The sequence below is a fragment of the Martelella limonii genome (genome assembly GCF_013344475.1).
GTDB classification, from domain to species: domain Bacteria; phylum Pseudomonadota; class Alphaproteobacteria; order Rhizobiales; family Rhizobiaceae; genus Martelella; species Martelella limonii.
In genome coordinates this window covers 260952-280957 of the sequence record NZ_JABUOU010000003.1, presented here as the reverse complement: position 1 = coordinate 280957, position 20006 = coordinate 260952, and the positions used below count along the sequence as shown (strand labels likewise).

Annotated in this window: 22 protein-coding genes and 1 tRNA gene; 10 read left to right on the top strand and 13 right to left on the bottom strand. The window is 62.3% G+C overall.

Annotation, left to right across the window (positions count from 1 at the left end; all coding sequences use genetic code 11):
* Window positions 1-333 precede the first annotated feature (333 nt).
* Window positions 334-2055 carry a peptidoglycan L,D-endopeptidase MepK gene (gene mepK / locus HPQ62_RS09000; protein ID WP_244629616.1) on the top strand — a complete coding sequence of 574 codons (1722 nt, stop codon included), beginning with the start codon at window positions 334-336 and terminating at the stop codon, window positions 2053-2055.
* Between the two features lie 63 nt (window positions 2056-2118).
* On the top strand, window positions 2119-2373 hold the full coding sequence (locus tag HPQ62_RS08995; protein WP_174802209.1) for an ArsR/SmtB family transcription factor: 255 nt from the start codon (window positions 2119-2121) through the stop codon (window positions 2371-2373).
* Window positions 2374-2617: 244 nt separating this feature from the next.
* On the opposite strand, the gene HPQ62_RS08990 is transcribed toward HPQ62_RS08995, so the two are convergent.
* The gene (locus tag HPQ62_RS08990) at window positions 2618-3151 is read right to left on the bottom strand and encodes an SH3 domain-containing protein (RefSeq protein WP_174802208.1); all 534 of its coding nucleotides are present in this window, start codon (window positions 3149-3151) and stop codon (window positions 2618-2620) included.
* A 174-nt stretch (window positions 3152-3325) separates the two neighbouring features.
* On the opposite strand from HPQ62_RS08990, the gene HPQ62_RS08985 reads away from it, so the two are divergent.
* Window positions 3326-4333, top strand: coding sequence for a 2-hydroxyacid dehydrogenase (locus HPQ62_RS08985; protein ID WP_174802207.1), 1008 nt, complete (start codon window positions 3326-3328; stop codon window positions 4331-4333).
* Window positions 4334-4337: 4 nt separating this feature from the next.
* On the opposite strand, the gene HPQ62_RS08980 is transcribed toward HPQ62_RS08985, so the two are convergent.
* Complete coding sequence (locus HPQ62_RS08980) at window positions 4338-4913, bottom strand: L,D-transpeptidase family protein (protein ID WP_174802206.1); 576 nt, start codon at window positions 4911-4913, stop codon at window positions 4338-4340.
* 86 nt (window positions 4914-4999) lie between these two features.
* Between HPQ62_RS08980 and HPQ62_RS08975 the strand changes: the two genes are divergently transcribed.
* Entirely contained in the window at window positions 5000-5683 is a 684-nt protein-coding gene (locus tag HPQ62_RS08975) for a response regulator transcription factor (RefSeq protein ID WP_174802205.1), read from the top strand.
* 44 nt (window positions 5684-5727) lie between these two features.
* Entirely contained in the window at window positions 5728-6174 is a 447-nt protein-coding gene (locus HPQ62_RS08970; protein ID WP_174802204.1) for a Crp/Fnr family transcriptional regulator, read from the top strand.
* Between the two features lie 149 nt (window positions 6175-6323).
* On the opposite strand, the gene HPQ62_RS08965 is transcribed toward HPQ62_RS08970, so the two are convergent.
* The 9 genes from HPQ62_RS08965 to HPQ62_RS08925 form a co-directional block, all read right to left on the bottom strand.
* Window positions 6324-6785 carry an NfeD family protein gene (locus HPQ62_RS08965; RefSeq protein WP_174802203.1) on the bottom strand — a complete coding sequence of 154 codons (462 nt, stop codon included), beginning with the start codon at window positions 6783-6785 and terminating at the stop codon, window positions 6324-6326.
* A gap of 6 nt (window positions 6786-6791) precedes the next feature.
* Window positions 6792-7793 carry an SPFH domain-containing protein gene (locus HPQ62_RS08960; protein ID WP_174802202.1) on the bottom strand — a complete coding sequence of 334 codons (1002 nt, stop codon included), beginning with the start codon at window positions 7791-7793 and terminating at the stop codon, window positions 6792-6794.
* Between the two features lie 37 nt (window positions 7794-7830).
* Window positions 7831-8868, bottom strand: a complete 1038-nt coding sequence (hemH, locus tag HPQ62_RS08955; protein WP_174802201.1) for a ferrochelatase — start codon at window positions 8866-8868, stop codon at window positions 7831-7833.
* Between the two features lie 308 nt (window positions 8869-9176).
* Window positions 9177-10241: a TRAP transporter substrate-binding protein gene (locus tag HPQ62_RS08950; protein ID WP_174802200.1), complete on the bottom strand. Its 1065-nt coding sequence runs from the start codon at window positions 10239-10241 to the stop codon at window positions 9177-9179.
* Window positions 10242-10274: 33 nt separating this feature from the next.
* Entirely contained in the window at window positions 10275-11564 is a 1290-nt protein-coding gene (locus tag HPQ62_RS08945) for a TRAP transporter large permease (protein ID WP_174802199.1), read from the bottom strand.
* Window positions 11564-12154 (bottom strand): TRAP transporter small permease, encoded by a 591-nt coding sequence (locus HPQ62_RS08940; RefSeq protein WP_174802198.1) that lies wholly within the window; start codon window positions 12152-12154, stop codon window positions 11564-11566. Before HPQ62_RS08940 ends, HPQ62_RS08945 begins: the two co-directional genes overlap by 1 nt.
* A 235-nt stretch (window positions 12155-12389) precedes the next feature.
* Window positions 12390-12899 (bottom strand): flavin reductase family protein, encoded by a 510-nt coding sequence (locus HPQ62_RS08935; RefSeq protein ID WP_194246311.1) that lies wholly within the window; start codon window positions 12897-12899, stop codon window positions 12390-12392.
* Between the two features lie 20 nt (window positions 12900-12919).
* Window positions 12920-13810 carry an aldo/keto reductase gene (locus tag HPQ62_RS08930; protein ID WP_174802196.1) on the bottom strand — a complete coding sequence of 297 codons (891 nt, stop codon included), beginning with the start codon at window positions 13808-13810 and terminating at the stop codon, window positions 12920-12922.
* The gene (locus HPQ62_RS08925; RefSeq protein WP_174802195.1) at window positions 13810-14967 is read right to left on the bottom strand and encodes an LLM class flavin-dependent oxidoreductase; all 1158 of its coding nucleotides are present in this window, start codon (window positions 14965-14967) and stop codon (window positions 13810-13812) included. The genes HPQ62_RS08930 and HPQ62_RS08925 overlap by 1 nt, the downstream gene beginning before the upstream one ends.
* Window positions 14968-15042: 75 nt before the next feature.
* Here HPQ62_RS08925 and HPQ62_RS08920 point away from each other — a divergent pair, with 75 nt between their 5' ends.
* The 3 genes from HPQ62_RS08920 (at window position 15043) to HPQ62_RS08910 (ending at window position 18209) form a co-directional block, all read left to right on the top strand.
* Window positions 15043-15756 carry a GntR family transcriptional regulator gene (locus HPQ62_RS08920; protein ID WP_174802194.1) on the top strand — a complete coding sequence of 238 codons (714 nt, stop codon included), beginning with the start codon at window positions 15043-15045 and terminating at the stop codon, window positions 15754-15756.
* 11 nt (window positions 15757-15767) lie between these two features.
* Window positions 15768-16883: a Gfo/Idh/MocA family oxidoreductase gene (locus tag HPQ62_RS08915; protein ID WP_174802193.1), complete on the top strand. Its 1116-nt coding sequence runs from the start codon at window positions 15768-15770 to the stop codon at window positions 16881-16883.
* Window positions 16884-16994: 111 nt separating this feature from the next.
* Entirely contained in the window at window positions 16995-18209 is a 1215-nt protein-coding gene (locus HPQ62_RS08910) for a sensor domain-containing phosphodiesterase (RefSeq protein WP_174802192.1), read from the top strand.
* A 52-nt stretch (window positions 18210-18261) separates the two neighbouring features.
* On the opposite strand, the gene HPQ62_RS08905 is transcribed toward HPQ62_RS08910, so the two are convergent.
* Together HPQ62_RS08905 and HPQ62_RS08900 are read right to left on the bottom strand one after the other, a co-directional pair.
* A tRNA-Leu gene (locus tag HPQ62_RS08905) sits at window positions 18262-18348 on the bottom strand.
* Between the two features lie 101 nt (window positions 18349-18449).
* Window positions 18450-18752 (bottom strand): Rdx family protein, encoded by a 303-nt coding sequence (locus HPQ62_RS08900; protein ID WP_174802191.1) that lies wholly within the window; start codon window positions 18750-18752, stop codon window positions 18450-18452.
* 126 nt (window positions 18753-18878) lie between these two features.
* Here HPQ62_RS08900 and HPQ62_RS08895 point away from each other — a divergent pair, with 126 nt between their 5' ends.
* Both HPQ62_RS08895 and omp10 read left to right on the top strand, forming a co-directional pair.
* A complete protein-coding gene (locus HPQ62_RS08895) occupies window positions 18879-19355 on the top strand; it encodes a GFA family protein (RefSeq protein ID WP_174802190.1) in 477 nt (158 codons plus the stop codon).
* Window positions 19356-19468: 113 nt separating this feature from the next.
* A complete protein-coding gene (omp10, locus tag HPQ62_RS08890) occupies window positions 19469-19993 on the top strand; it encodes an outer membrane lipoprotein Omp10 (protein WP_174802189.1) in 525 nt (174 codons plus the stop codon).
* Window positions 19994-20006 lie beyond the last annotated feature (13 nt).

The following is a 20006-nucleotide window of genomic DNA, read 5'->3' as shown; positions in this document are numbered from 1 at the left end:
CATATGGATCGGCGATGCCGCCCGCAACGCTCTAAATCGGAAGCCGTCATCGAAACCGCAGGACGAAAGGCCCGGAAAGTTGCGCCACTCCGTCAGCTTTGATTGATCTGCAGCAAGGGCTTAACCCTTATGTAAGCTTAACGGTTTATCACGGGACTAGGAAATTAACCGAATGTTGCCTATAAGATGGCGACCTGAATTTGTGACGGAATGCCGCCTCGTTTGCGCCGCATTAGGCCTTCAGAAAAGAGCTTCCATTCTTTAATGAAGGCATGTGCACTGCGCTCGGGGGAGCCCTTCGCAAAGCTCAGATGAATCCAGGGAGAGTCCGGTTTGACAATCCGTCCATATCGCGCGTTTTTGCGGCGGACATTTGCGGTACTGGCCGTGCTGGCAGCAGCTTTCTGCTTTTTCGGCGGAGAAGAGGCGCGTGCAGAAAACCGGACGCTGAAGCTCTATTATATCCATACCGGCGAAAAGGCCGAGATCACCTTCAAGCGCAATGGCCGCTACGACAAGAAGGCGCTCGAGCAGCTCAACTGGTTCCTGCGCGACTGGCGCCGCAAGGAGCCGACCAATATGGATCCGCGCCTGTTCGACCTGGTCTGGTCCGTCTATCAGCAGGTCGGCGCAACCGATTACATCAATGTCGTTTCTGCCTATCGCTCGCCTGAAACCAATGCGATGCTGCGCCAGAATACTGCCGGCGTTGCCAAGAAATCGCAGCATATGCTCGGCAAGGCGATGGATTTTTACATCCCCGGCGTGCCGCTTGCGAAGCTGCGCGCGACCGCGATGAAGATGCAGATCGGCGGCGTCGGTTACTATCCGAAATCCGGATCTCCCTTCGTCCACCTCGATGTCGGCAGCGTGCGCGCCTGGCCGCGCATGAGCCGCAGCCAGCTGGTGGCACTCTTCCCCGAGGGCCATACGCTTCACCTTCCCGCCGACGGCAAGCCACTGCCCGGCTACAATGAGGCGCTCGCCGAATACAAGGCCAAGGGCACGCTCAGCAATTCTGCGCCGATCCAGGTCGCAAGCGCGGATGATGGTGACGAGGACGAGCGTCCCAACCTGCTTTCCATGCTCTTCGGCAAGAAGGACAAGGGTGAGAGCGCGCCGACGCCCAGCCGTCCGCCGCGCCAGCAGCAGGCAGCGCCCCAGCAGCCAGCAGCCCAGCAGCCCCCGTCACAGCCGAGCGAACCCGTTCAACGGCCGGTCGATATCCTGACTGCGGCAGTGTCGTTCGACAATCTCAGCATTCCGCTTCCCCAGACCCGTCCGAGCGATGGCGAGACAGCTATCGGCACGCCGATCGTGACGGCGCTCGTCGATCCGACGCCGGTGCCCACGGCCGCCGAGATTGCGACCGATCCCGCCATGGCGCTTGCGGCCAACATTCCCGTGCCGCAGACCCGACCCTCCGCCCTTGGGCCTGACGACGGCGTCTCTGTCTCCGATCTTCTGGTCGCGGAAGCAGCGGATCCCGTCTCGGCAGAGCCGCCGAGCCAGCTCGCCGCGCTTCAGGCCACCGCGCCGGATTTCAACGACGACCGCTTCGGCTTGTTTGATGGAGACGTGCCGGTGCCCAGTCCGCGCCTTGCCTATGCCGAAACCGGCGGTGCCGCGATTTCCATGGACAGGACGCCGGTGCCGCGGCCGACGCTCTCTGCCGAAAAGCCGGCGACGCCTGCAGAAAGCGTGACGGTTGCGAAAGCCGCGCCGGATAGCGACGCCCGCAGCGAACTGGCCCGCAAGCTGAGCGAGATGGGCGATACCACGGAGCTTGCCTATAACGAGGGCGGCGACTTCCGTGAACTGTTCAAGCCATCGGCAGCCCGCATCAACGCGGCTGGCCCGCAATCCCCGCAAAAGGGTGGCCGTCCGAGCGAAGTCTCAGCGTCTGTTCAGCCCGCGAGCGACAGTAGTTCTGTTTCCTCAATTGGAGGAAATAATAAAACTGGAGCAGAAGAGACAGGAATTTTAGTTGGCTCTAATAAGAACAGTGCAGGCGCGCCGACCGTTGTCGAGTATTTTGATGCCGCACGGTTCTGATATCGCCCGCATACCGCTTTAGAACTACTTGTGGCATCATGGACTTTGACGTAATGTGCAGGAATGAGCACATTTGACCCATTCGTTGCCATATCCGACCCCAATCGCCGTCACTTGCTGATGGCGCTCCGGCGCGAGCCCAAGACGGTGACAGAGCTTTCAGAGGGCCTGCCGATCAGCAGGCCTGCCGTCTCCCAGCATCTCAAGGCGCTTCTGGAAAGCAATCTGGTGCGGGTGACGCCCGTCGGCACGAAGCGGTTCTATGCGATCAATCACGAGGGTTTTGCTAGCCTTAACATGTGGATCCGGCAGTTCTGAAAAGGACGCCATTTCTTGCGCCAAGGGCCGCAAATGCGGGCTTCGGCGGTCAAGGCTGCCTCCCGCTTCCGTCAGGTACATGCATGAAGCGCGTCGTGCCCCGTCAGCGGGGCGGGATTTTCCGCGTCAGGTCACGCTTTCTGCGTTTCAGGAAAGGTCATGCGGGTCAGGATAGCGCGCTCATGCCCTCAGCCAGAACGACGTCGCCTTCCGGCTCACTGCCTTGACGTGGCTTCGGGATGGGTCAGTTGAAGACTTCGTTGGGGTATACGCCCCAGAGATCCTTCTGGTGCATGAAGCCCTTGACGCCCTTCGCCTCAAGCTCGCACCAGGTGCCGTCGCATTCTTCCAGCCTGACGATGACGCCCGGCTCTATGCTGGCGACATCGCGGGCCGAATCATTGGCATTGGCCTTCATCGGGATCATGTTTTCGCTGTTTTCGGTGCTGTTGCGCAGCCAGGGCGCCACCATGGCGTTGCGCTGCGAGGACAGCACCGAGACATGCATCCAGCCTTCGGTCCCGTCGGCATCACGGATCTGGCGCCAGACGCTGTATTCCTCGATGATCTCCACCGGCAGGCCCGGACGCTTGTAGATCCAAGTGGTGGCGTAGTTGAAGCCCGGGCCGACGCGCATGCGGGCGCGGTCCGGCTTGATCATCGCAAAACGCGGCAGCGGACCGCCGGAGGCGCCACGCCGTTCGGTCTGCGCCATGGCGGGCGCCAGCACGGAAAAGACAAGCGATGTACAGATCAGCAGCCTTGCCCAACGACGCATGGAACCTCTTCTTTCAACGGTGTGGTTTTCGCCCGAATTGCGGGCACTTTGGGGGCGCCCGCGCTGCAAATGTCGGCGCCTCGACCATTTTCGGTACGGGAAAATCCGCTTCAGGTGGAAATGCGCCTCCAATATGTGCATTATCGCCCCACATGTTTAATGAGCTGTTAACCGATGACTAATCCCAGGAAACCCGTCGTGTACGTTACCCGCAAGCTGCCGGCTTCGGTGGAAGCGCGCATGGGGGAGCTTTTCAGCGTCGAGCTGAACCGCGACGATCACCCGCTGTCACGCGAAGAGCTGGCTGAGGCCATGAAGCGTGCCGACGTGCTGGTGCCGACATTGACGGACACGATCGACGCCGCGCTGATTGCCGGGGCGGGCGAGAACCTGAAGCTGATCGCGAGTTTTTCGAACGGCATCGACAATGTCGATGTCGATGCCGCCGCGCGCAAGGGGATCACGGTTACCAACACGCCGAACGTCCTGACCGAAGATACCGCCGACATGACCATGGCGCTGGTGCTGTCAGTGCCGCGCAGGCTGGCAACGGGTGCACGCCTTCTTGCCGGCAGCGCGCCGGATACCTGGCAGGGCTGGAGCCCGACATGGATGCTTGGCCGGCGCATATGGGGCAAGCGGCTCGGCATTGTCGGCATGGGGCGGATCGGAACGGCGGTCGCGCGCCGGGCCAAGGCCTTCGGCCTCTCGGTGAACTATCACAACCGGCGCCGGGTCAATCCGGAGACGGAAGCCGAACTGGAAGCGACCTATTGGGACAGCCTCGACCAGATGCTCGCCCGCGTCGATATCGTCTCCGTCAACTGCCCGTCAACGCCTGCGACCTATCACCTGATCTCGGCGCGCCGCCTCGCACTGCTGCGGCCGGAGGCCTATATCGTCAACACAGCCCGCGGCGACGTGATCGACGAGGCGGCGATGATCCGGTGCCTCGAAGAGGACCGGATTGCGGGCGCGGGGCTCGACGTGTTCGAGAACGAGCCGGCAATCAACCCGAAGCTCCTCGATCTCGCCAAGGCGGGCAAGGCCGTGCTGTTGCCGCATATGGGCTCCGCCACGCTCGAGAGCCGGATCGACATGGGTGACAAGGTGATCATCAATATCCGCACCTTCTATGACGGCCACCGTCCGCCGAACCGCGTCCTGCCGGGCCGGATCTGAGGCGTCAGGCGATCACCTTCAGCCGCATGCCGGGCTTCAGGTGCGGGAGCAACACCCGCATCGCAGCAGGCGCAATCGCCACACAGCCCGCTGTTGGTGAAAAATCCGGGCGGGCGAGATGGAAGAAAACGGCCGATCCGCGATTGCGCGCCCGGCTGGTGATGTTCCAGTCCATGACGATGACGAGGTCGTAAATGCCATCGTCACGCAGCAGACGTTCGTGGCTTGCGGCAAAGGGCAGGCGGACGGGACGGTTGTAGCACGGCGAGCCGGGCGCATCGCACCAGCCGTCATGCTCTCCGGCGGCTACGACCTTCAGCGCCGCATGTGGAAAGCGGCCGCGCTTCCTGCCATCGGAAAAACCATGGAGCAATGCCATTGCGGCAATCGGCGTCTTGCCGTCGCCTTCGCGCTTGATCGCGGCAAGCCCGTTGCGGCCGATGGCCGCCTTGAACCTCAACGGGCCGAAGGCCAGGATTGCGCGGTGGCAGGCACCGGGCGCCCGGCGCACGACGATCGGCCCTTTCGCCCGGGATTGGCTGGTTTTCTTCACTTTTTTTTGCTTTGTTTGTGAAATCATATAGTTTCATAGCAATACGCCCGGCCAAGGTGTACCGCAATGGTTCCGGCACGCGTCGGGCACGCGAGACAAAGGGGCAGGATCGGATGACGGAGCGGACGATACTTCTCGTCGACGATGACGAGGATTTGCGCGAAACCCTGGTGGAGCAGCTTGAACTCTACGACGAGTTCATCATCCGCTCTACCGATAGCGCCGGCCGTTGCCTGAAAACCCTGCGCGAGGAGCCGATCGATCTTCTGATCATGGATGTCGGCCTGCCGGACATGGATGGGCGTGAGGCGGTAAAGCTTGCCCGCAAGAACGGTTTCAAGGCCCCGATCATCATGCTGACCGGCCATGACACCGACAGCGACACCATTCTGGGCCTCGAGGCCGGCGCCAACGACTATGTCACCAAGCCGTTCCGCTTCGCCGTGCTGCTCGCCCGCATCCGCGCGCAGCTGCGCCAGCATGAGCAGAGCGAGGATGCGACCTTCAATGTCGGGCCTTACGTGTTCAAGCCGGGCCAGAAACTCTTCACCACCGGCGACGGCCAGAAGATCAGGCTGACCGAAAAGGAAGCCTCGATCATCCGCTATCTTTACCGCGCGGGCCAGAAAGTGGTAACCCGCGACATGCTGCTGGAAGAGGTCTGGGGCTATAATTCAGGGGTGACGACGCATACGCTCGAAACCCATGTCTATCGCCTGCGCCAGAAGATCGAGGAAGACCCTTCGAACGCGCGTATTCTGGTCACCGAAAACGGCGGCTACAAGCTGGTGCCATAGGCTGGCGCGATCGCGATGCGGCGCAATGGGCGAGGGGGAACGAAATGGCATTGTCCGACGACATAGCAACGCTGCGCCGCGCCGATCTCTTTTCCGGTTTCACGGCAGAACAGCTTCGCCTGATCGCGTTCACCATTGCGCGGCGCACGCTTGGCGAGGGCGAACTCCTGTTTGCCGAGGATGAACCGAGCGAAGGCGCCTATCTTCTGGAACGCGGCCATCTGGCGCTGGAGGCTGCAGGCCGTTCGGCAGGCATTGCCGGGCCCGGAAGCCTTCTTGCGGAAGCTGCCCTCGTGAGCCCGGTGCCCCACCGTCTTTCCGCCCGCGCCAGCGAGCCCTCAGAACTCATTGCAATCCGCCGCGAGCAGTTCCTGCGCCTGATCGAGGAATATCCCGATATCGGCGAGGAAATGGAAAACCGGCTGCGCCAGAGTTTCGCCGACATGGTGGGGGCGCTGAATGCGGTGAAGACCCGGCTCGCCGATTTCTAGGCCTTCCGGGATTCACGAGATCAGGCCCGGACACCGCGCCTGCGCCTGGCAAGACCGAAAGGCCCTTGCTGCCGTTTCCGGAAAATCTCCGACTTTCGAAGTCAGCGGAGCCAACTGCCGTCCGGGAAACGCGGCCAGAGCGGCAAGCGCTAGACAGGCTCCACCCTCAGCTTGCCACCATCGCCGCCGGTGATGCGCACCGTGGCGCCGGCCGGCGCATCGGGGCCTTCCGCCGTCCATGTCGTGTCGTCGAGGCGGATCCGGCCGCGACCGTTGACGATCGCTTCGCTGACGATTGCGGTACGGCCGATCAGGCTTGCGGCGCGCTGGTTCAGAAGCGGCTCGTCGGAGGCACTTTCGCGCCCCGAAAGGAGCTTGCGCCCGACGAGAATGCTGATGACCGCAAGCACGGCAAAGGCGATGAGCTGCAATTGCCAGGGTATGAAGAAGAAGGGCTGGAGGACGAGTGCGCCGGCGCCGAGGATCAGCGCCGCGATCCCGACCCAGATCAGGAACACGCCGGGCACGATCAGCTCGGCGACAAGCAGCAGCAGGCCGAGGATGAACCATCCCCACGGCCCGGATTCCGCAAAGAAGACCAGAAGCCCCATCACCGGTCAGCTTTCGTTCTGCGGGCGCGACCCGCCGACCACGGGGGTCGAGCGGGCGGGGCGCGATGCGGTCGTCTTGTCCCCGTCGCTTCCGAACACTTCTTTGGCGATCTGGCCGATGCCGCCCAGCGAGCCGATCAGCGCGGAGGCCTCCATCGGCATCAGCACGATCTTGGAATTGGTCGACGTGCCGATCGCGGCCATGGCTTCGGTATATTTCTGCGCCACGAAGTAGTTGATCGCCGTGACCTCGCCCTCGGCGATTGCCGTGGAGACGGAGCGGGTTGCGTTGGCCTCGGCTTCGGCCAGACGCTCGCGGGCCTCGGCCTCGCGATAGGCGGCCTCGCGCTCGCCTTCGGCCTCAAGAATGGCGGATTGCTTGGAGCCTTCCGCGCGGAGGATCTGGGCGGCGCGGTGGCCTTCGGCGTCAAGGATCTGCGCCCGCTTTTCGCGCTCGGCCTTCATCTGCCGGCCCATGGCCTCGACCAGATCGGCCGGCGGGCGGATATCCTTGATCTCGATACGCGTCACCTTCACGCCCCAGGGCTCGACCGCCAGATCGACGACGCGGAGCAGGCGCTCATTGATCGAATCGCGGTTGGACAGCAGTTCGTCGAGGTCCATCGAGCCCATGACCGAGCGGATATTGGTCATGGTGAGGTTGAGGACAGCAAGCTGCAGGTTTGCAACCTGGTAGGCGGCGGCTGCGGGATTGAGGATCTGGTAGAAGCAGACGGCGTCTGCCTCCACACTCGCATTGTCGCGGGTGATCACCTCCTGCTCGGGGACATCCAGCACCTGTTCCATGATGTTAATCCGCTTGCCGATCTTGTCGATGAACGGAATGATCAGGTTGAGGCCGGGGGTCAGGGTGCGGGTGTAGCGGCCGAAGCGCTCGATCGTATAGCCATAGCCCTGCGGCACGGTCTTGATGCCGGCAAACAGCGTGAGAAGGATCAGGACCGCCAGTATGATGATCGTGATGGAAAATCCGGTCAGTGCAGCCATTGTGTTTCCTCCTTGGGCCGGTTGTACCGGCCCTTGTTCAGTTTACCCAGCCGGAAAGCTCACGGGCGACAACATGCTCGATCACCCGCATGCCCTCGGGGCTGTCGTTGAGACAGGGGATATGGGTGAATTTCTCGCCGCCATGCTCCATGAAGCTCTCGCGGGCCTGCTCGCCGATTTCCTCGAGCGTCTCCAGACAGTCGGACACGAAGCCGGGGTTCATCACGGCAATGCGCTTGATACCCTTCTTCGGCAGTTCCTCGACGGTCTTGTCGGTGTAGGGCTGCAGCCATTCTTCCGGTCCGAAACGGGACTGGAAGGTGATCTTCAGCCGTTCCTTCGACAGCCCCAGCCGCTCGCGCAGCAACCGCGCCGTCTTCTGGCACTGGCAGTGATAGGGATCGCCCTTCCTGAAGTAGGACTGCGGAATGCCGTGGAAAGAGGTGATGATCATCTCCGGCTCCCAGTCGAGCGTGGCGAGATGGTTTTCGACCGATTTCGCCAGCGCATCGATGTAGACCGGGTCGTCATGATAGGGCGGCACGGTGCGCAGCGCCGGCTGCCAGCGCATGTCGAGCAGCGTCTGGAATGCCTTGTCGTTGACGGTCGCCGTGGTGGAGGCGGCATATTGCGGATAGAGCGGGTAGATCAGGATGCGCTCGCAGCCCGCCGCCTTCAGCGCTTCGAGGCGTGCGGGAATGGAGGGCTGGCCGTAGCGCATCGCCCAGTCGATCACCAGGTTCTGGGTATCGGCATAATGCGCGGCAAGCCTTTCGGCCTGGTTGCGGGTATAGGTGCGCAGATAGCTTTCATCGAGCTCGTTGTTCCAGATCAGCTTGTAGGCTTCGCCGACCTTGGCGGGACGGCGGTTCAGGACGATGCCGTAAAGGATCGGATACCAGAGCGCGCGCGGCCATTCGATCACGCGCTTGTCTTTCAGGAATTCCTCAAGATAGCGCCGCATCGAAACTTTGTCGGTGCCATCCGGTGTCCCGAGATTGACCAGCAGGACGCCGGTCTTGCCGAAAGCGACGCTTGGATGATTGTCCGGCCATGCGGCATGCATTTCTGACATCGGGATCCGGCCTTTCCTTAATTGTGCTTGTTGCGGTGTATATAACAACGCATGCCGGGCTTCGCCAGATTTTACGGTGTCGCAGATTGGCGGTGAAAATGTCGGTCGCGGTGTCGTGATCGGACTGTCTGTCGGCGCGTCCGGAAAGCCTGCGGCGCTTTTGCTGCGGGCTTTGCGCGAGGCAAGTGTGGACCCTCGGCTCTGGTCAAGAGCCCTGGCATCTCGCCCGGGAGGGTGGAAAGGTTTTTCAGCAGTCGGACGCCGCGACCCTTCTGGTCGCGGCGTTTCGTCTTCAAGCCGTCAAGGCCTCAATTCGCCATTTCCATGGCGCGCTGTTCGTCGACGGTGGCCTGGGCTTCGTCGACAGCGATGGTGAAGCTTGCGAAGATGTCCTCGCCGCCCGGTACCGATTTCTTGAACCATTCGAACACCGGCTGAACCGCATCCTTGAATTCGGCCTTTTCGGCGTCCGTCGGCACGTAGATCTCGCCGCCCGCCTTCAGGAAGTCCTGATAAGCGGCAATTTCCTTGCGCTTGGGGCTGGCAAACGTTGCCTGCTGAAGGGCATAGAACGCATCGACCACGAGCTTCTGCTGGTCTTCGGAAAGGCTCTTGAAGCGCTCGTTCGACATCCACCAGAAGGCCGCCATGTAGGAGTGGCGATCGAGCGTGATGTATTTCAGTCCGGCATCGGGGAACTTCATGTTCATGATGTCGGTGATGCCATTGGCCGTGCCCTGGACCACGCCGGTCTGGAGCGAGGTGAAGAGTTCCGGCCATGCGATCGGCGTCGGCGCGGCGCCGAGCGACTTCACCAGTTCCTGCGGCAGCTCGGCCGGCACGGTGCGCATCTTCAGGCCCTTCATGTCGGCGGGCGTCTTGATGGTGTGTTCGGTATTGGCAAAATTGCGCCAGCCGCCGGTGTTGCCGATGGTCATCAGCCGGATCGTGTCACCGCTGTCGGAAAGCGCCAGGTCGCGCAACTCGGCGGTAAACGGACCCTCGAGCACCTCTTCGGCCACCCGGTCATCATTCATGATGTAGGGCAGGTCGAGCACCTGCAGATAGGGGAACAGGCCGGCAGCGCCGCCCGATGTCGAGATGTAGATGTCGAGCGAACCGTCGGCGATGCCCTGCAGGCATTCCTCGCCGGTGGCGCAAAGCTGGGTGCCGATGAAGAGTTCCACTGCGATCGCGCCGTTGGAGGCGTTCTCGATGTAGTTCTTGAACACGACGAGGCCGTCATAGTCTTCGTCATTCTCGTTGGAATTGGCGGTGGCGCGCAGCGTGATGTCCGCCGCCTGGGCCAGTTGCCCCGCGCTGATGGCGATGACGCCCGCCAGCATGGTGGTCTTCATAAGGTTCTTGAGCATGGCAGTCCTCCCTTTGCTCTGTCTCATTGTCTTCTACTCCAGAAATCCGAACAGCCGCGGCAGCGTCAGGCTGATCGCGGGCACGTAGGTGATCAGAAAGATAACGGCGATCTCGACGGCAAGAAACGGCAGCACGGCACGCGCCACGGTCTCGACCTTCAGCCGCGACACCGAGGCCGTGACGAACAGCACCAGCCCCATGGGCGGCGTCAGCAGGCCGACCGTCAGGTTGACCGCCATGATGATGGCGAAATGCACCGGCTCGACGCCCATCTTCAGGAAGATCGGCCCGAGGATCGGTCCGAGAATGATGATCGCAGGCCCCGCATCGAGAAACATGCCGACGATGAACAGCAGGATGTTGATCAAAAACAGCAGCAGCAGCGGGTTTTCGGTGATCCCGAGCATGATCGAGGCGAGAAGCTCCGGCGTGTGTGACAGCGATGCGACGGTCTTGAAGGCCATGGCCGCGCCGACGAGCAGCAGCACGACCGAAGAGGTCAGCCCCGCGCGCATCAATATGCCCGGCACATCGCCGACCTTCAGCGAGCGCAGCACGAAGAAGCCGATCAGGAAGGCATAGGCAACGGCAACGGCCGAGGCTTCTGTCGGCGTGAACACGCCGCCGAGAATGCCGCCCATGATGATCACGGGCGTCAGCAGCGGCCAGAACGCCTTGAGGCTCGCATTGCCGCGCTCCTTCCAGCTTGCCTTTTCGGTGGCGGCCGGCAGGCCTTCGCGGTCGGCCAGAAGCCGCACGACAACCATCAGCGAAACCCCGATCAGCGCGCCCGGCACGATGCCTGCGAGGAACAGCGCCGCAACGCTTTCGCCCATGACATAGGCATAGATGATCATGATGCCGGACGGCGGGATGATCGGTCCGATGATCGAGGAGGCCGCTGTGACGGCGGCGGCGAACTTTCTGGAATAGCCCTGCTTTTCCATCGCCGGGATCATCATCGCGCCAAGTGCGGAGACATCGGCGACGGCGGAGCCGGAAAGCCCGGCAAACAGCATCGAGGAAAGGATGTTCACATGGGCGAGGCCTGCGCGGAAGTGGCCGATCACGGCCTGCGAGAACTCCACCAGCCGGTGGGTGATGCCGGCCCGGTTCATCAGTTCGCCCGCCAGCATGAAGAACGGAACCGCCATCAGCGGAAAGCTGTCCATGCCGTTATAGACGTTGCGGTAGAGCAGCACGATGTCGCGCTCCTGGCCGTTGAACCAGAGGAGTAGCGCGGGCGCCGCAATCAGGGCAAACAGGATCGGCAGGCCGAGAAACAGGAAGACGAGGAACAGCGGCAGGAACAGGCTCAGCATCACTCGACCTCCAGCCCGGCGACTGCAGACATCGGCTTCAGCCGCTCGCCCGCGCCCAGTGCCTCGGCGAGAAGGCGCAGGAGGAGCTCGATATTGACCGAGAACATCATGGTGACGCCCGTCGCAAGCGAAGCCATCATATAGGCGCGCGGCACCTTGACCCAGGTCGAGAAATCAAGCGATGTCGGCACCATCATCGAGGGCATCTTGAACTTGCCGCCAATGCCGGTGACCTCGCTCCAGCCGATCCCGATCGCCCACCAGAGCACGATCGCAGAGAGGGTGAACAGGATGAGGTTGAGGATTGCAGCCCCTCGGGCGGGCAGAAACTGGCGGATCGTGTCGATGCTGACGAAACCGCCATGGCGAAACGCCGTCGGCGCCATGATCGATACCATCCAGAGCATCAGGAAGCGGGAGAATTCCTCGGTCCAGGGCAGGGCATCATTCAGCACGTAGCGGAAGAACACCTGGATCAGGATGACGACGACCATCACCCCCATCATCGCCGCGCCCAGCCACCGGCCAAGTGCAAGCAAAGGTCCGTTGATGCGGGAAAGCACAGCGGCCGCAGTCAGCAACAATCCCATCGGTTCACCGTTTCATAGCCATGTCGAAGCCTGCGGCAATTCATCTACCGGGTTAAAGCACAAGCTTTGGCAAAGCCACCCCGGGCGAGAAAATCTCCACTGTCACCAGCGCCGTTTGCAAAACAAACAGGCGCCAGCCTTCCACACGGCCATGCCTCCTCCCACATTCCCGGCCGGTCAGCCGTCCGGGGCATTCTAGCGCGCGCCGCTCCTCCTCAAAAGCGAAGCGCCCGTCTTACCCGTGATGGGCAAACCGCCCGAAGGCGCCGCGCGAAAAGATCAGCGGCTCGCCCTCGCCATGGGCCGCGCGCAGGACGCGTCCGACAACAATCGTATGATCGCCGGCATCGTGCACATTGGCCCGGGCGCATTCGAAGCGCGCCAGCGTATCGGAAAGCACCGGCACGCCCTCCTCGTTCAGATGGTAGTCGAGCCCGTCAAACCCGGCGCCGCCGCGTGTGAAACGGGCCAGAAGATCATGCTGGTCGGCGGACAGGACATGGATCGCATAATGGCCGGCGCCTGCGAAAAGATCATGCCGGCTCGAACTTTTGGCAGGCGACCAGAGCACCAGCGGCGGATCGAGCGAGACCGAGGCGAAGGAGTTGACCGTCATGCCCTGCGGGCCTGCATCGCTCTGCAGCGTGACGATGGTCACGCCGGTCGAGAACGTGCCGAGCGCATGGCGATAGCGGCGGCTATCGGCGGGGTCCGGCACGAATACATTGTCTTTTGCAATCGCCAGCTGGTGCACTGTCACTCTCCTTAGGGAACGTCATATCCACGGGCGGTTTCGAACAGGGCAAACCAGTCCTGCCTGTCGAGTTCGACCTTCTCGGCATCGGAAATCGCGCCAATCCGGTCGAGATTGTTGGTGCCGAGCACGGGCAGGATCTTTGCCGGGTGCTTCAGCAGCCATGCGATTGCGACTGCCGAGGCGTCGACGCCGAAGCGCTTTCCGATCGCCTCCAGCGCCGCACGAAGCGGCTTGCCCTCTTCGGCAAACAGCCGTCCCCCGCCAAGCGGGGACCAGGCCATGACCGGCAGCTTGCGCTCCTGCAGGAAGGCGAGGTCGCCATCGGTGAAGGCATCGGTCGCCAGCAGGCCAAGTTCGATCTGGTTGGTCGCAAGCCAGGTTTCCATGTTGGATTGCAGCAGCGTGAAATCATGGGGACGGAAATTGGAAACCCCGGCGGCGCGGATCTTGCCTTCCGCCACCAGATCATCGAGCACGCGGCCGGTCTCTTCCGGATCGATCATCGGATCAGGACGATGGATCAGAAGCAGATCGACATGATCCGTCGCCATGTCTTTCAGCGATGCCTCGACCGAGGCGCGGATATGGGCGGCGGAGGTATCGTAATGCTTGACGCGCGCGGCCTGATGCCGGCCGACAGGGGCGACGATGCCGCATTTGGTGACGATTTCGATCCGGTCGCGCAGGGAAGGGGAGGCCTTCAGCGCGCCGCCGAGGACGGCTTCTGCGGTATAGCCGCCATAGATATCGGCATTGTCCATCGTGGTGATGCCCTGGGCGAGGCAGGCCTCGATCTTGGCCTCCACGGCGGCGGGCGCGGTGTCGCTCTCGCCGATCCGCCACATGCCATAGACCAGGCGGCTGAAACTCAGGTCTTTCGCGATATCGATCCGCTGCATCAATGCCTCTCTCCAACGCCGAGCGGCGTTGCCGGTGTTGTTTCTGGAACCCGGCCATATACATGCGGCAGCGAGCAGGTCTCAAGCTCCGGCATCACCTTGGTGCCGAAATGATCGGCCTCGTCGAGATGCGGATAGCCGGAGAGGATGAAGGCGCGGATGCCCATTTCGCGATATTCGGCAAGTTTGGAGAGCACCTGGTCCGTGGAGCCGACGAGCGCCGCCCCGCAGCCGGAGCGCGCGCGGCCGACCCCTGTCCAGAGGTTCGGCTCGACATAGCCGAACTGGTCGGCCAGTTCGCGGGCGCGGGCCTGATGGGAGACGCCGAGCGAGGCGGCATCATGGGCCCGGTCGCGGATCAGCCGGCCATATTCGTCATCAAGCTTCGAGACCAGATGGTCGGCGTATTCGCGCGCTTCCTGCTCGGTATCGCGGACGATCACATGAACCCTCAGTCCGTAATCCAGCGTGCGGCCATGGGCGGCCGCGCGCTCATGCACGGCTTTCATCCGCTCGGCGAGCTGATCCTTGGTCTCGGGCCACATCAGATAGACATCGCATTGCGCGCCGCAAAGCTCCAGCGCATCCGGCGAATAGCCGCCGAAATAGAGCAGGGGCCCGCCATTTTGCTGATAGGGGCGTGCAGGCTCGGTCGACACCTTGTGAAACTGGTAGATCTCGCCATCGTAATCGATTTCGTCACGGGTCCAAGCCTGACGCAGGATCTCGACGACCTCGTGGCTGCGGCGGTAGCGATAGGCGCTGTCGGCCTCCTCGCCGGGAAAGTTGGAGGAGATGACGTTGAGCGTCAGCCGGCCCTTCAGCATGTGATCGAGCGTTGCCACCGTGCGCGCCAGCATGATCGGCTGCATCTCGCCGCAGCGGATCGCCGCCAGGAAATTGATGTTCTCGGTGATCGGCGCGCAGCCTGCCACGAAGCTCAGCGTATCCTGTCCCACCTGATAGGAGGACGGGCAGAGAATGTTGCGAAAGCCGTGACCTTCGGCCCGCTTCACGATGTCGGAGCAGTGTTCGAAGGAGGAGCGCAGCGCACCGTCCGGAACGCCGAGATAGGCATAGTCATCCGAGCACAGCGCGGAAAACCACGAGACTTCGGCGGCTTTGAGATCTTCGGATGTGACGGGCACGACGGCCATGGTGCTCTCCCATTTTTCTCTTGCGTAACATCAAATTTTGGGTAAATCAATAGTGTATCAATTTAGAGGTCTCCGATGATTTCGCCAACCCAGAACGATGGCAGCCTGCCGATCTATCTTCAGATCGTGGAGCTGATCGTGCGCGATCTGGCGGCAGGCCGGCTGGTCGATGGCGAGAAGCTTGCGCCCGAGCGCAAGCTTGCGGCGGAGCTCAATGTCGCGGTCGGCACGCTTCGAAAGGCGCTTACCGAACTGGAAGAGCGCGGCCTGCTGGAGCGCCGTCAGGGCTCCGGCAATTACGTGCGCGCGATCGCCGATCCGGCGAGCGTCTATACCATGTTCCGGCTGGAGCTGATCGAGGGCGGCGGACTGCCGACGGCGAAGGTGATCTCGGTGGACCGTCTTCCGAAACCAGATTTTCTGCCTGAATTCGGCGCCAGCGCTGAAGCGCATCGCATCCGCCGCCGCCGCCTCGTCGGCAACCGGTTCGCCGCGCTTGAGGAGATCTGGCTGGATGCCGGTTATTGCGAGACGATTGCCCTGCAGGACCTTTCGGAAAGCCTTTACCTCTACTACCGCACCCGTCTGAACCTCTGGATCACGCGCGCGGAAGACCGGCTGGGCCTTGGCGCCGTCCCGGACTGGGCACCTGAGGATTTCGGTCTCGCGCGGGGCGCGGCGGTACCGGAGGTGGAGCGGATGTCGACCGCGCAGGACGGCATGAAGGCGGAATATTCTTACACATGGTTTGATCCCGCGGTGGTGCGTTACGTCGCGCGGCTTAAATAGGAGGAGGCTTCGTGAAGGCAATCTACGGCATCATCGGCTGCGGCATGATGGGACAGGAACATCTGCGCAATATCGCGCTTCTCCCCAACGCGGAGGTCGGCGCGATTTTCGAACCGGATCCGGCGATGCGCGAAAAGGCGGCGGCGCTTGCGCCTGCGGCAAGGATCTGCGCCAGCGTTGCCGATCTTCTCGCGGTTCCCGAAATCAATTGTCTGCTGATCGCAAGCCCCAATCATGTTCATCTCGCCCAGATGGAGGAGGTCGCGCGCACCCGCCCGCTGCCGCTTCTGGTCGAAAAGCCGCTGTTTACCGATCCCGCCGACACCGAGCGCGTCTCCGCGTTTCGGGCGCAGTATCAGGCGCCGGTCTGGGTCGCGATGGAATATCGCTACATGCCTCCGATCGCGCGGCTTCTCGGCGAGGCGGAGGCCGCGACCGGCGGCGTTCAGATGCTGACCATCCGCGAGCATCGCTTTCCGTTTCTCACCAAGGTCGGCAACTGGAACCGGTTCAACCGCTATTCCGGCGGCACGCTGGTGGAAAAATGCTGCCACTTCTTCGATCTGATGCGGCTTGTGATGAAAAGCGATCCGGTGCGGGTGATGGCAAGCGGCGGCCAGGCCGTCAACCACAAGGACGAGATCATCGACGACCATGAGCGCCCCGATATCTGGGATAATGCCTATGTGATCGTCGATTTCGCCTCCGGCAGCCGCGCGGCGCTTGAGCTGTGCATGTTCGCCGAGGGCGCGCGCTATCAGGAGGAGATCACCGCGATCGGCCCGAAGGGCAAGATCGAGTGCCATGTTCCCGGCCCCACCCGGTTCTGGCCGGCAGAACTTGGCGCGCCGCCCGAGGCCCGGATGGTCTATTCGCCCCGAAGCCCCAAGGGCCCGCGCGAGGAGACGATTTCGGTCGACCCGGCGCTGTTGCTGGCCGGCGACCACAATGGCTCGACCTTTTACCAGCATCAGAATTTTGCAGCGGCGGTTACGGAAGGGCGTCCCGTCGAGGTTAGTCTCGATGATGGGTGGTGGGCCGTCGCCATGGGGCACGCGGCCCAGCAATCGGCGCTGAGCGGCCACTGCGTGAAGCTGGAGGGCGCGCAGTTTCGCGTCGCGGTCTGAAACAGGGTGGCCGGGTCATTGTTTTGCATCGCGACATACGCTCTTGTGTCTGGACGATGACCCATCGACCACTGTAGTCTGCCTGCAAACATAAGAATGCGGGTAAGAAAAATGGCTCCCCTTCCACTGCCGCTGACGCTCGCGGCTCCCGTGCAGTCCGGCGACACCGTCGATATCATTCTCGACACCGTGCGCAGCCATTTTGATATGGAAGTCGCCTACCTGTCGGAAATCGTCGATGGCATGTCGGTGTTCCGCGCCGTCAGCGCCCCGGGTTTCGAGGCGGTTGCCGGACCCGGATCTGAAATCCCGCTATCTCAGGTCTACTGCCAGCACATTCTCGAAGGCCGTTTGCCGAATCTGATCACCGATACATCAAAATACCCGCTTGCAGTGTCGATGCCGATCACGCAGCATTTGCCGATCGGCGCACATATGAGCCTGCCGGTCTACCGCGAGGATGGCAGCGTTTACGGCATGTTCTGCTGTCTGCGCTCCACGCCGCATCCCGATCTGACCGAGCGCGACCTCTCGGTGATGGAAACCTTTGCGGGGCTTGCGGCAGGCCAGATCAACGACAGCCTGCGCCGGCGCGCGGAGCTCGCCGACATCAACAGGCGCCTTGATCTCGCGCTTGGCGAGAGCGGCTTCAAGGTCGTGCTCCAGCCGGTGGTCGATCTGGAGACCCGGAAGCCGATCAAGTTCGAGGCGCTGTCGCGCTTTCCGGGCGAACGGACGCCGGATGTCTGGTTCGAGGAGGCCCGGCAGGTCGGGCGCCAGGTGGAACTCGAGATCGCCGCGATCGAAAAATCGCTCGCGCTGCTCGACAGGTTGCCGCCCGGCGTGGCGATCGGCTTCAACGCTTCGCCGCAGACGATTGCGAGCGGCGCCCTGCTTGCGGCCGTGAGCGGAATGGCTCCGGATCGCCTCGTGGTGGAAATCACCGAGCATGACGTGGTCGAGGATTACGACAAGCTTGCCTCTGCGCTTCAGTCACTGCGCCAGATCGGGGTGCGAATCGCTGCGGATGATGTCGGTGCCGGGTTTTCCGGGCTGATCGCGCTGTTGCGCATGCAGCCCGATATATTGAAGCTCGATATCGAACTGGTGCGCGATATCGACAACAATCTCGCCAAGCAGTCCCTGGTGCTGGGCATGGTCGACTTCGCCCGCCACACGGGCGCGATCACGATTGCAGAAGGGGTCGAGACCGAGGAAGAACGCACCACGCTCAGCCGCCTCGGCGTCAATCTCGGCCAAGGCTATCTGTTTGCAAGGCCGATGGATATCGGGGACATTCAGGGGTGGATGAAGCAATCCGCATGACCGGTCATCGACCGGCTCAACCGGCGATAACACATTGATCATGTTTGGAAAATGGTGCCCAGAAGAGGACTCGAACCTCCACACCCTTGCGAGTACCAGCACCTGAAGCTGGCGCGTCTACCAATTCCGCCATCTGGGCAACGACCGCTCGTTTAAGAGGCATCACGGAATTAGTCAACGGGTATTTGACGTTTTCGCGACAAAAACTTCAGCCACCCCCGAAACACAAGCGCTCCGGCCTCAGGGCGTCCCGGTTTCGGCCGGGTTGCGATCGACATGGCCGAGATTCCGCTCCGGATCGATGATATCGCGAACCTTCTGCTTGAGCTCCTTTGGTCCCGGAAAACCGCCATCGCGCTTGCGCTCCCAAATCAGGATCTCATCCACCCAGATCTCGAAAATGCCGCCCGTGCGCGGTTCAAGCGTGACCGCGTCAAGCTCCTGCGAGAATGTGGACAGCAATTCCTGCGCCATCCAGGCCGACCGCATCAGCCAGTTGCACATCGAGCAGTAGACGATCCTGATTCTCGGTTTCTCGGCCATGACACGCTTCCATTGGTCTTTGCCCATTCTTAGAAATCGCAAGCCACCCATGCAAGACCATAGAGGCCATTGTCGCCCGGCCCGCTTCGTGATTTTCTCTCGCGAGGCGGGAAGCGGGAGCGCGCAATGTCGGACGAAATTTTCGAAGGGGGCTGCTTCTGCGGCGCGGTGCGGTTTCGGATGCGGGGACGGCCAATGTTCATTCATGCCTGCCATTGCCGCGATTGCCAGCGCCAGACCGGCGGCCCATTTGCGATCAACGGATTGATCGAGGCCGATGCCCTGACGGTCACGCGCGGGACGGCTGAGGTCCGCTCGCTCCCCACCGACAGCGGCCGGCCGCACGATGTTGCCGTGTGCGGGCAATGCGGGGCGGCGCTCCATAGCGATTACGGCCGGCGCGACTGGCTGAGATTCGTGCGGATCATGGCCCTTGACGAGGCGGCCCGATTCCAGCCGGACGTGCATATCTTTACCCGCACGAAATTGCCCTGGCTGCCGCTGCCCGAGGGCGCGCGGGTGTTCCAAGCCTATTATGACATGATGGCCGAATGGCCTGCCGAAAGCCTTGCCCGCCGGTCCCGTGCCAGCGCCGGGCGGTGAGCCTTCATTGCAACGCTCTCAAACCGATGGAACCAAACGGCCTCTCGCGCAGTTGCTTTTTAGAGCGAGATACGCCTTGTTACATTTAAAACCGATTGCGAAAGAGCGCGCCCGTGAAAACGACCCCGATCCTGACCCTGATTGCTGCCTCCATCCTCGCGTCCGCGTGCACCACCGCCACGCCCCAGCCCAGCGCACGCCCGACGCCGTCGCTTCCCGCGGCGCCGGTGAATGCCGTTGACGGCCAGTGGCGCGACAAGGATGGCGTGATTTCCAACTTCTCCAACGGCAGGTTCGAGACGCTGACGGCAGACAGCAATACCGCGCTTGCCATCGGCACCTATACCGAAACCGGCAATCTGGTCGAAATCGAGTTGACCTCCGTCGTTCGCCGGACCCAGAGCCGTGTGAACTGCATGCTGAATTCGCCCTATCTTCTGAACTGCACGCCAAGCCAGGGCGCGCAGTTCTCGCTCTACAAGCCGAGCGCGGCCCCCGTCGGGTTCACGCTGCAGGATGTGCCGACAATGAACCCGCCGGCGACAACCGGCCAGGTCGCCGCCACGATGCCGGGCGCGACCACGGGTACGGCCCCGACCTATGGTTATGGCGGCACCCAGACCGGCGGCAGTTTCTGAGCCGCTTTTACAC

What these genes read in the sequence shown, in the direction of transcription:
- HPQ62_RS08995 (WP_174802209.1), top strand. Translation starts at nt 2,119, where the DNA reads ATGAGCACATTTGACCCATTCGTTGCCATATCCGACCCCAATCGCCGT.
- HPQ62_RS08990 (WP_174802208.1), bottom strand. Translation starts at nt 3,151, where the DNA reads ATGCGTCGTTGGGCAAGGCTGCTGATCTGTACATCGCTTGTCTTTTCC.
- HPQ62_RS08985 (WP_174802207.1), top strand. Translation starts at nt 3,326, where the DNA reads ATGACTAATCCCAGGAAACCCGTCGTGTACGTTACCCGCAAGCTGCCG.
- HPQ62_RS08980 (WP_174802206.1), bottom strand. Translation starts at nt 4,913, where the DNA reads ATGATTTCACAAACAAAGCAAAAAAAAGTGAAGAAAACCAGCCAATCC.
- HPQ62_RS08975 (WP_174802205.1), top strand. Translation starts at nt 5,000, where the DNA reads ATGACGGAGCGGACGATACTTCTCGTCGACGATGACGAGGATTTGCGC.
- HPQ62_RS08970 (WP_174802204.1), top strand. Translation starts at nt 5,728, where the DNA reads ATGGCATTGTCCGACGACATAGCAACGCTGCGCCGCGCCGATCTCTTT.
- HPQ62_RS08965 (WP_174802203.1), bottom strand. Translation starts at nt 6,785, where the DNA reads ATGGGGCTTCTGGTCTTCTTTGCGGAATCCGGGCCGTGGGGATGGTTC.
- HPQ62_RS08960 (WP_174802202.1), bottom strand. Translation starts at nt 7,793, where the DNA reads ATGGCTGCACTGACCGGATTTTCCATCACGATCATCATACTGGCGGTC.
- hemH (WP_174802201.1), bottom strand. Translation starts at nt 8,868, where the DNA reads ATGTCAGAAATGCATGCCGCATGGCCGGACAATCATCCAAGCGTCGCT.
- HPQ62_RS08950 (WP_174802200.1), bottom strand. Translation starts at nt 10,241, where the DNA reads ATGCTCAAGAACCTTATGAAGACCACCATGCTGGCGGGCGTCATCGCC.
- HPQ62_RS08945 (WP_174802199.1), bottom strand. Translation starts at nt 11,564, where the DNA reads ATGCTGAGCCTGTTCCTGCCGCTGTTCCTCGTCTTCCTGTTTCTCGGC.
- HPQ62_RS08940 (WP_174802198.1), bottom strand. Translation starts at nt 12,154, where the DNA reads ATGGGATTGTTGCTGACTGCGGCCGCTGTGCTTTCCCGCATCAACGGA.
- HPQ62_RS08930 (WP_174802196.1), bottom strand. Translation starts at nt 13,810, where the DNA reads ATGCAGCGGATCGATATCGCGAAAGACCTGAGTTTCAGCCGCCTGGTC.
- HPQ62_RS08925 (WP_174802195.1), bottom strand. Translation starts at nt 14,967, where the DNA reads ATGGCCGTCGTGCCCGTCACATCCGAAGATCTCAAAGCCGCCGAAGTC.
- HPQ62_RS08920 (WP_174802194.1), top strand. Translation starts at nt 15,043, where the DNA reads ATGATTTCGCCAACCCAGAACGATGGCAGCCTGCCGATCTATCTTCAG.
- HPQ62_RS08910 (WP_174802192.1), top strand. Translation starts at nt 16,995, where the DNA reads ATGGCTCCCCTTCCACTGCCGCTGACGCTCGCGGCTCCCGTGCAGTCC.
- HPQ62_RS08900 (WP_174802191.1), bottom strand. Translation starts at nt 18,752, where the DNA reads ATGGCCGAGAAACCGAGAATCAGGATCGTCTACTGCTCGATGTGCAAC.
- HPQ62_RS08895 (WP_174802190.1), top strand. Translation starts at nt 18,879, where the DNA reads ATGTCGGACGAAATTTTCGAAGGGGGCTGCTTCTGCGGCGCGGTGCGG.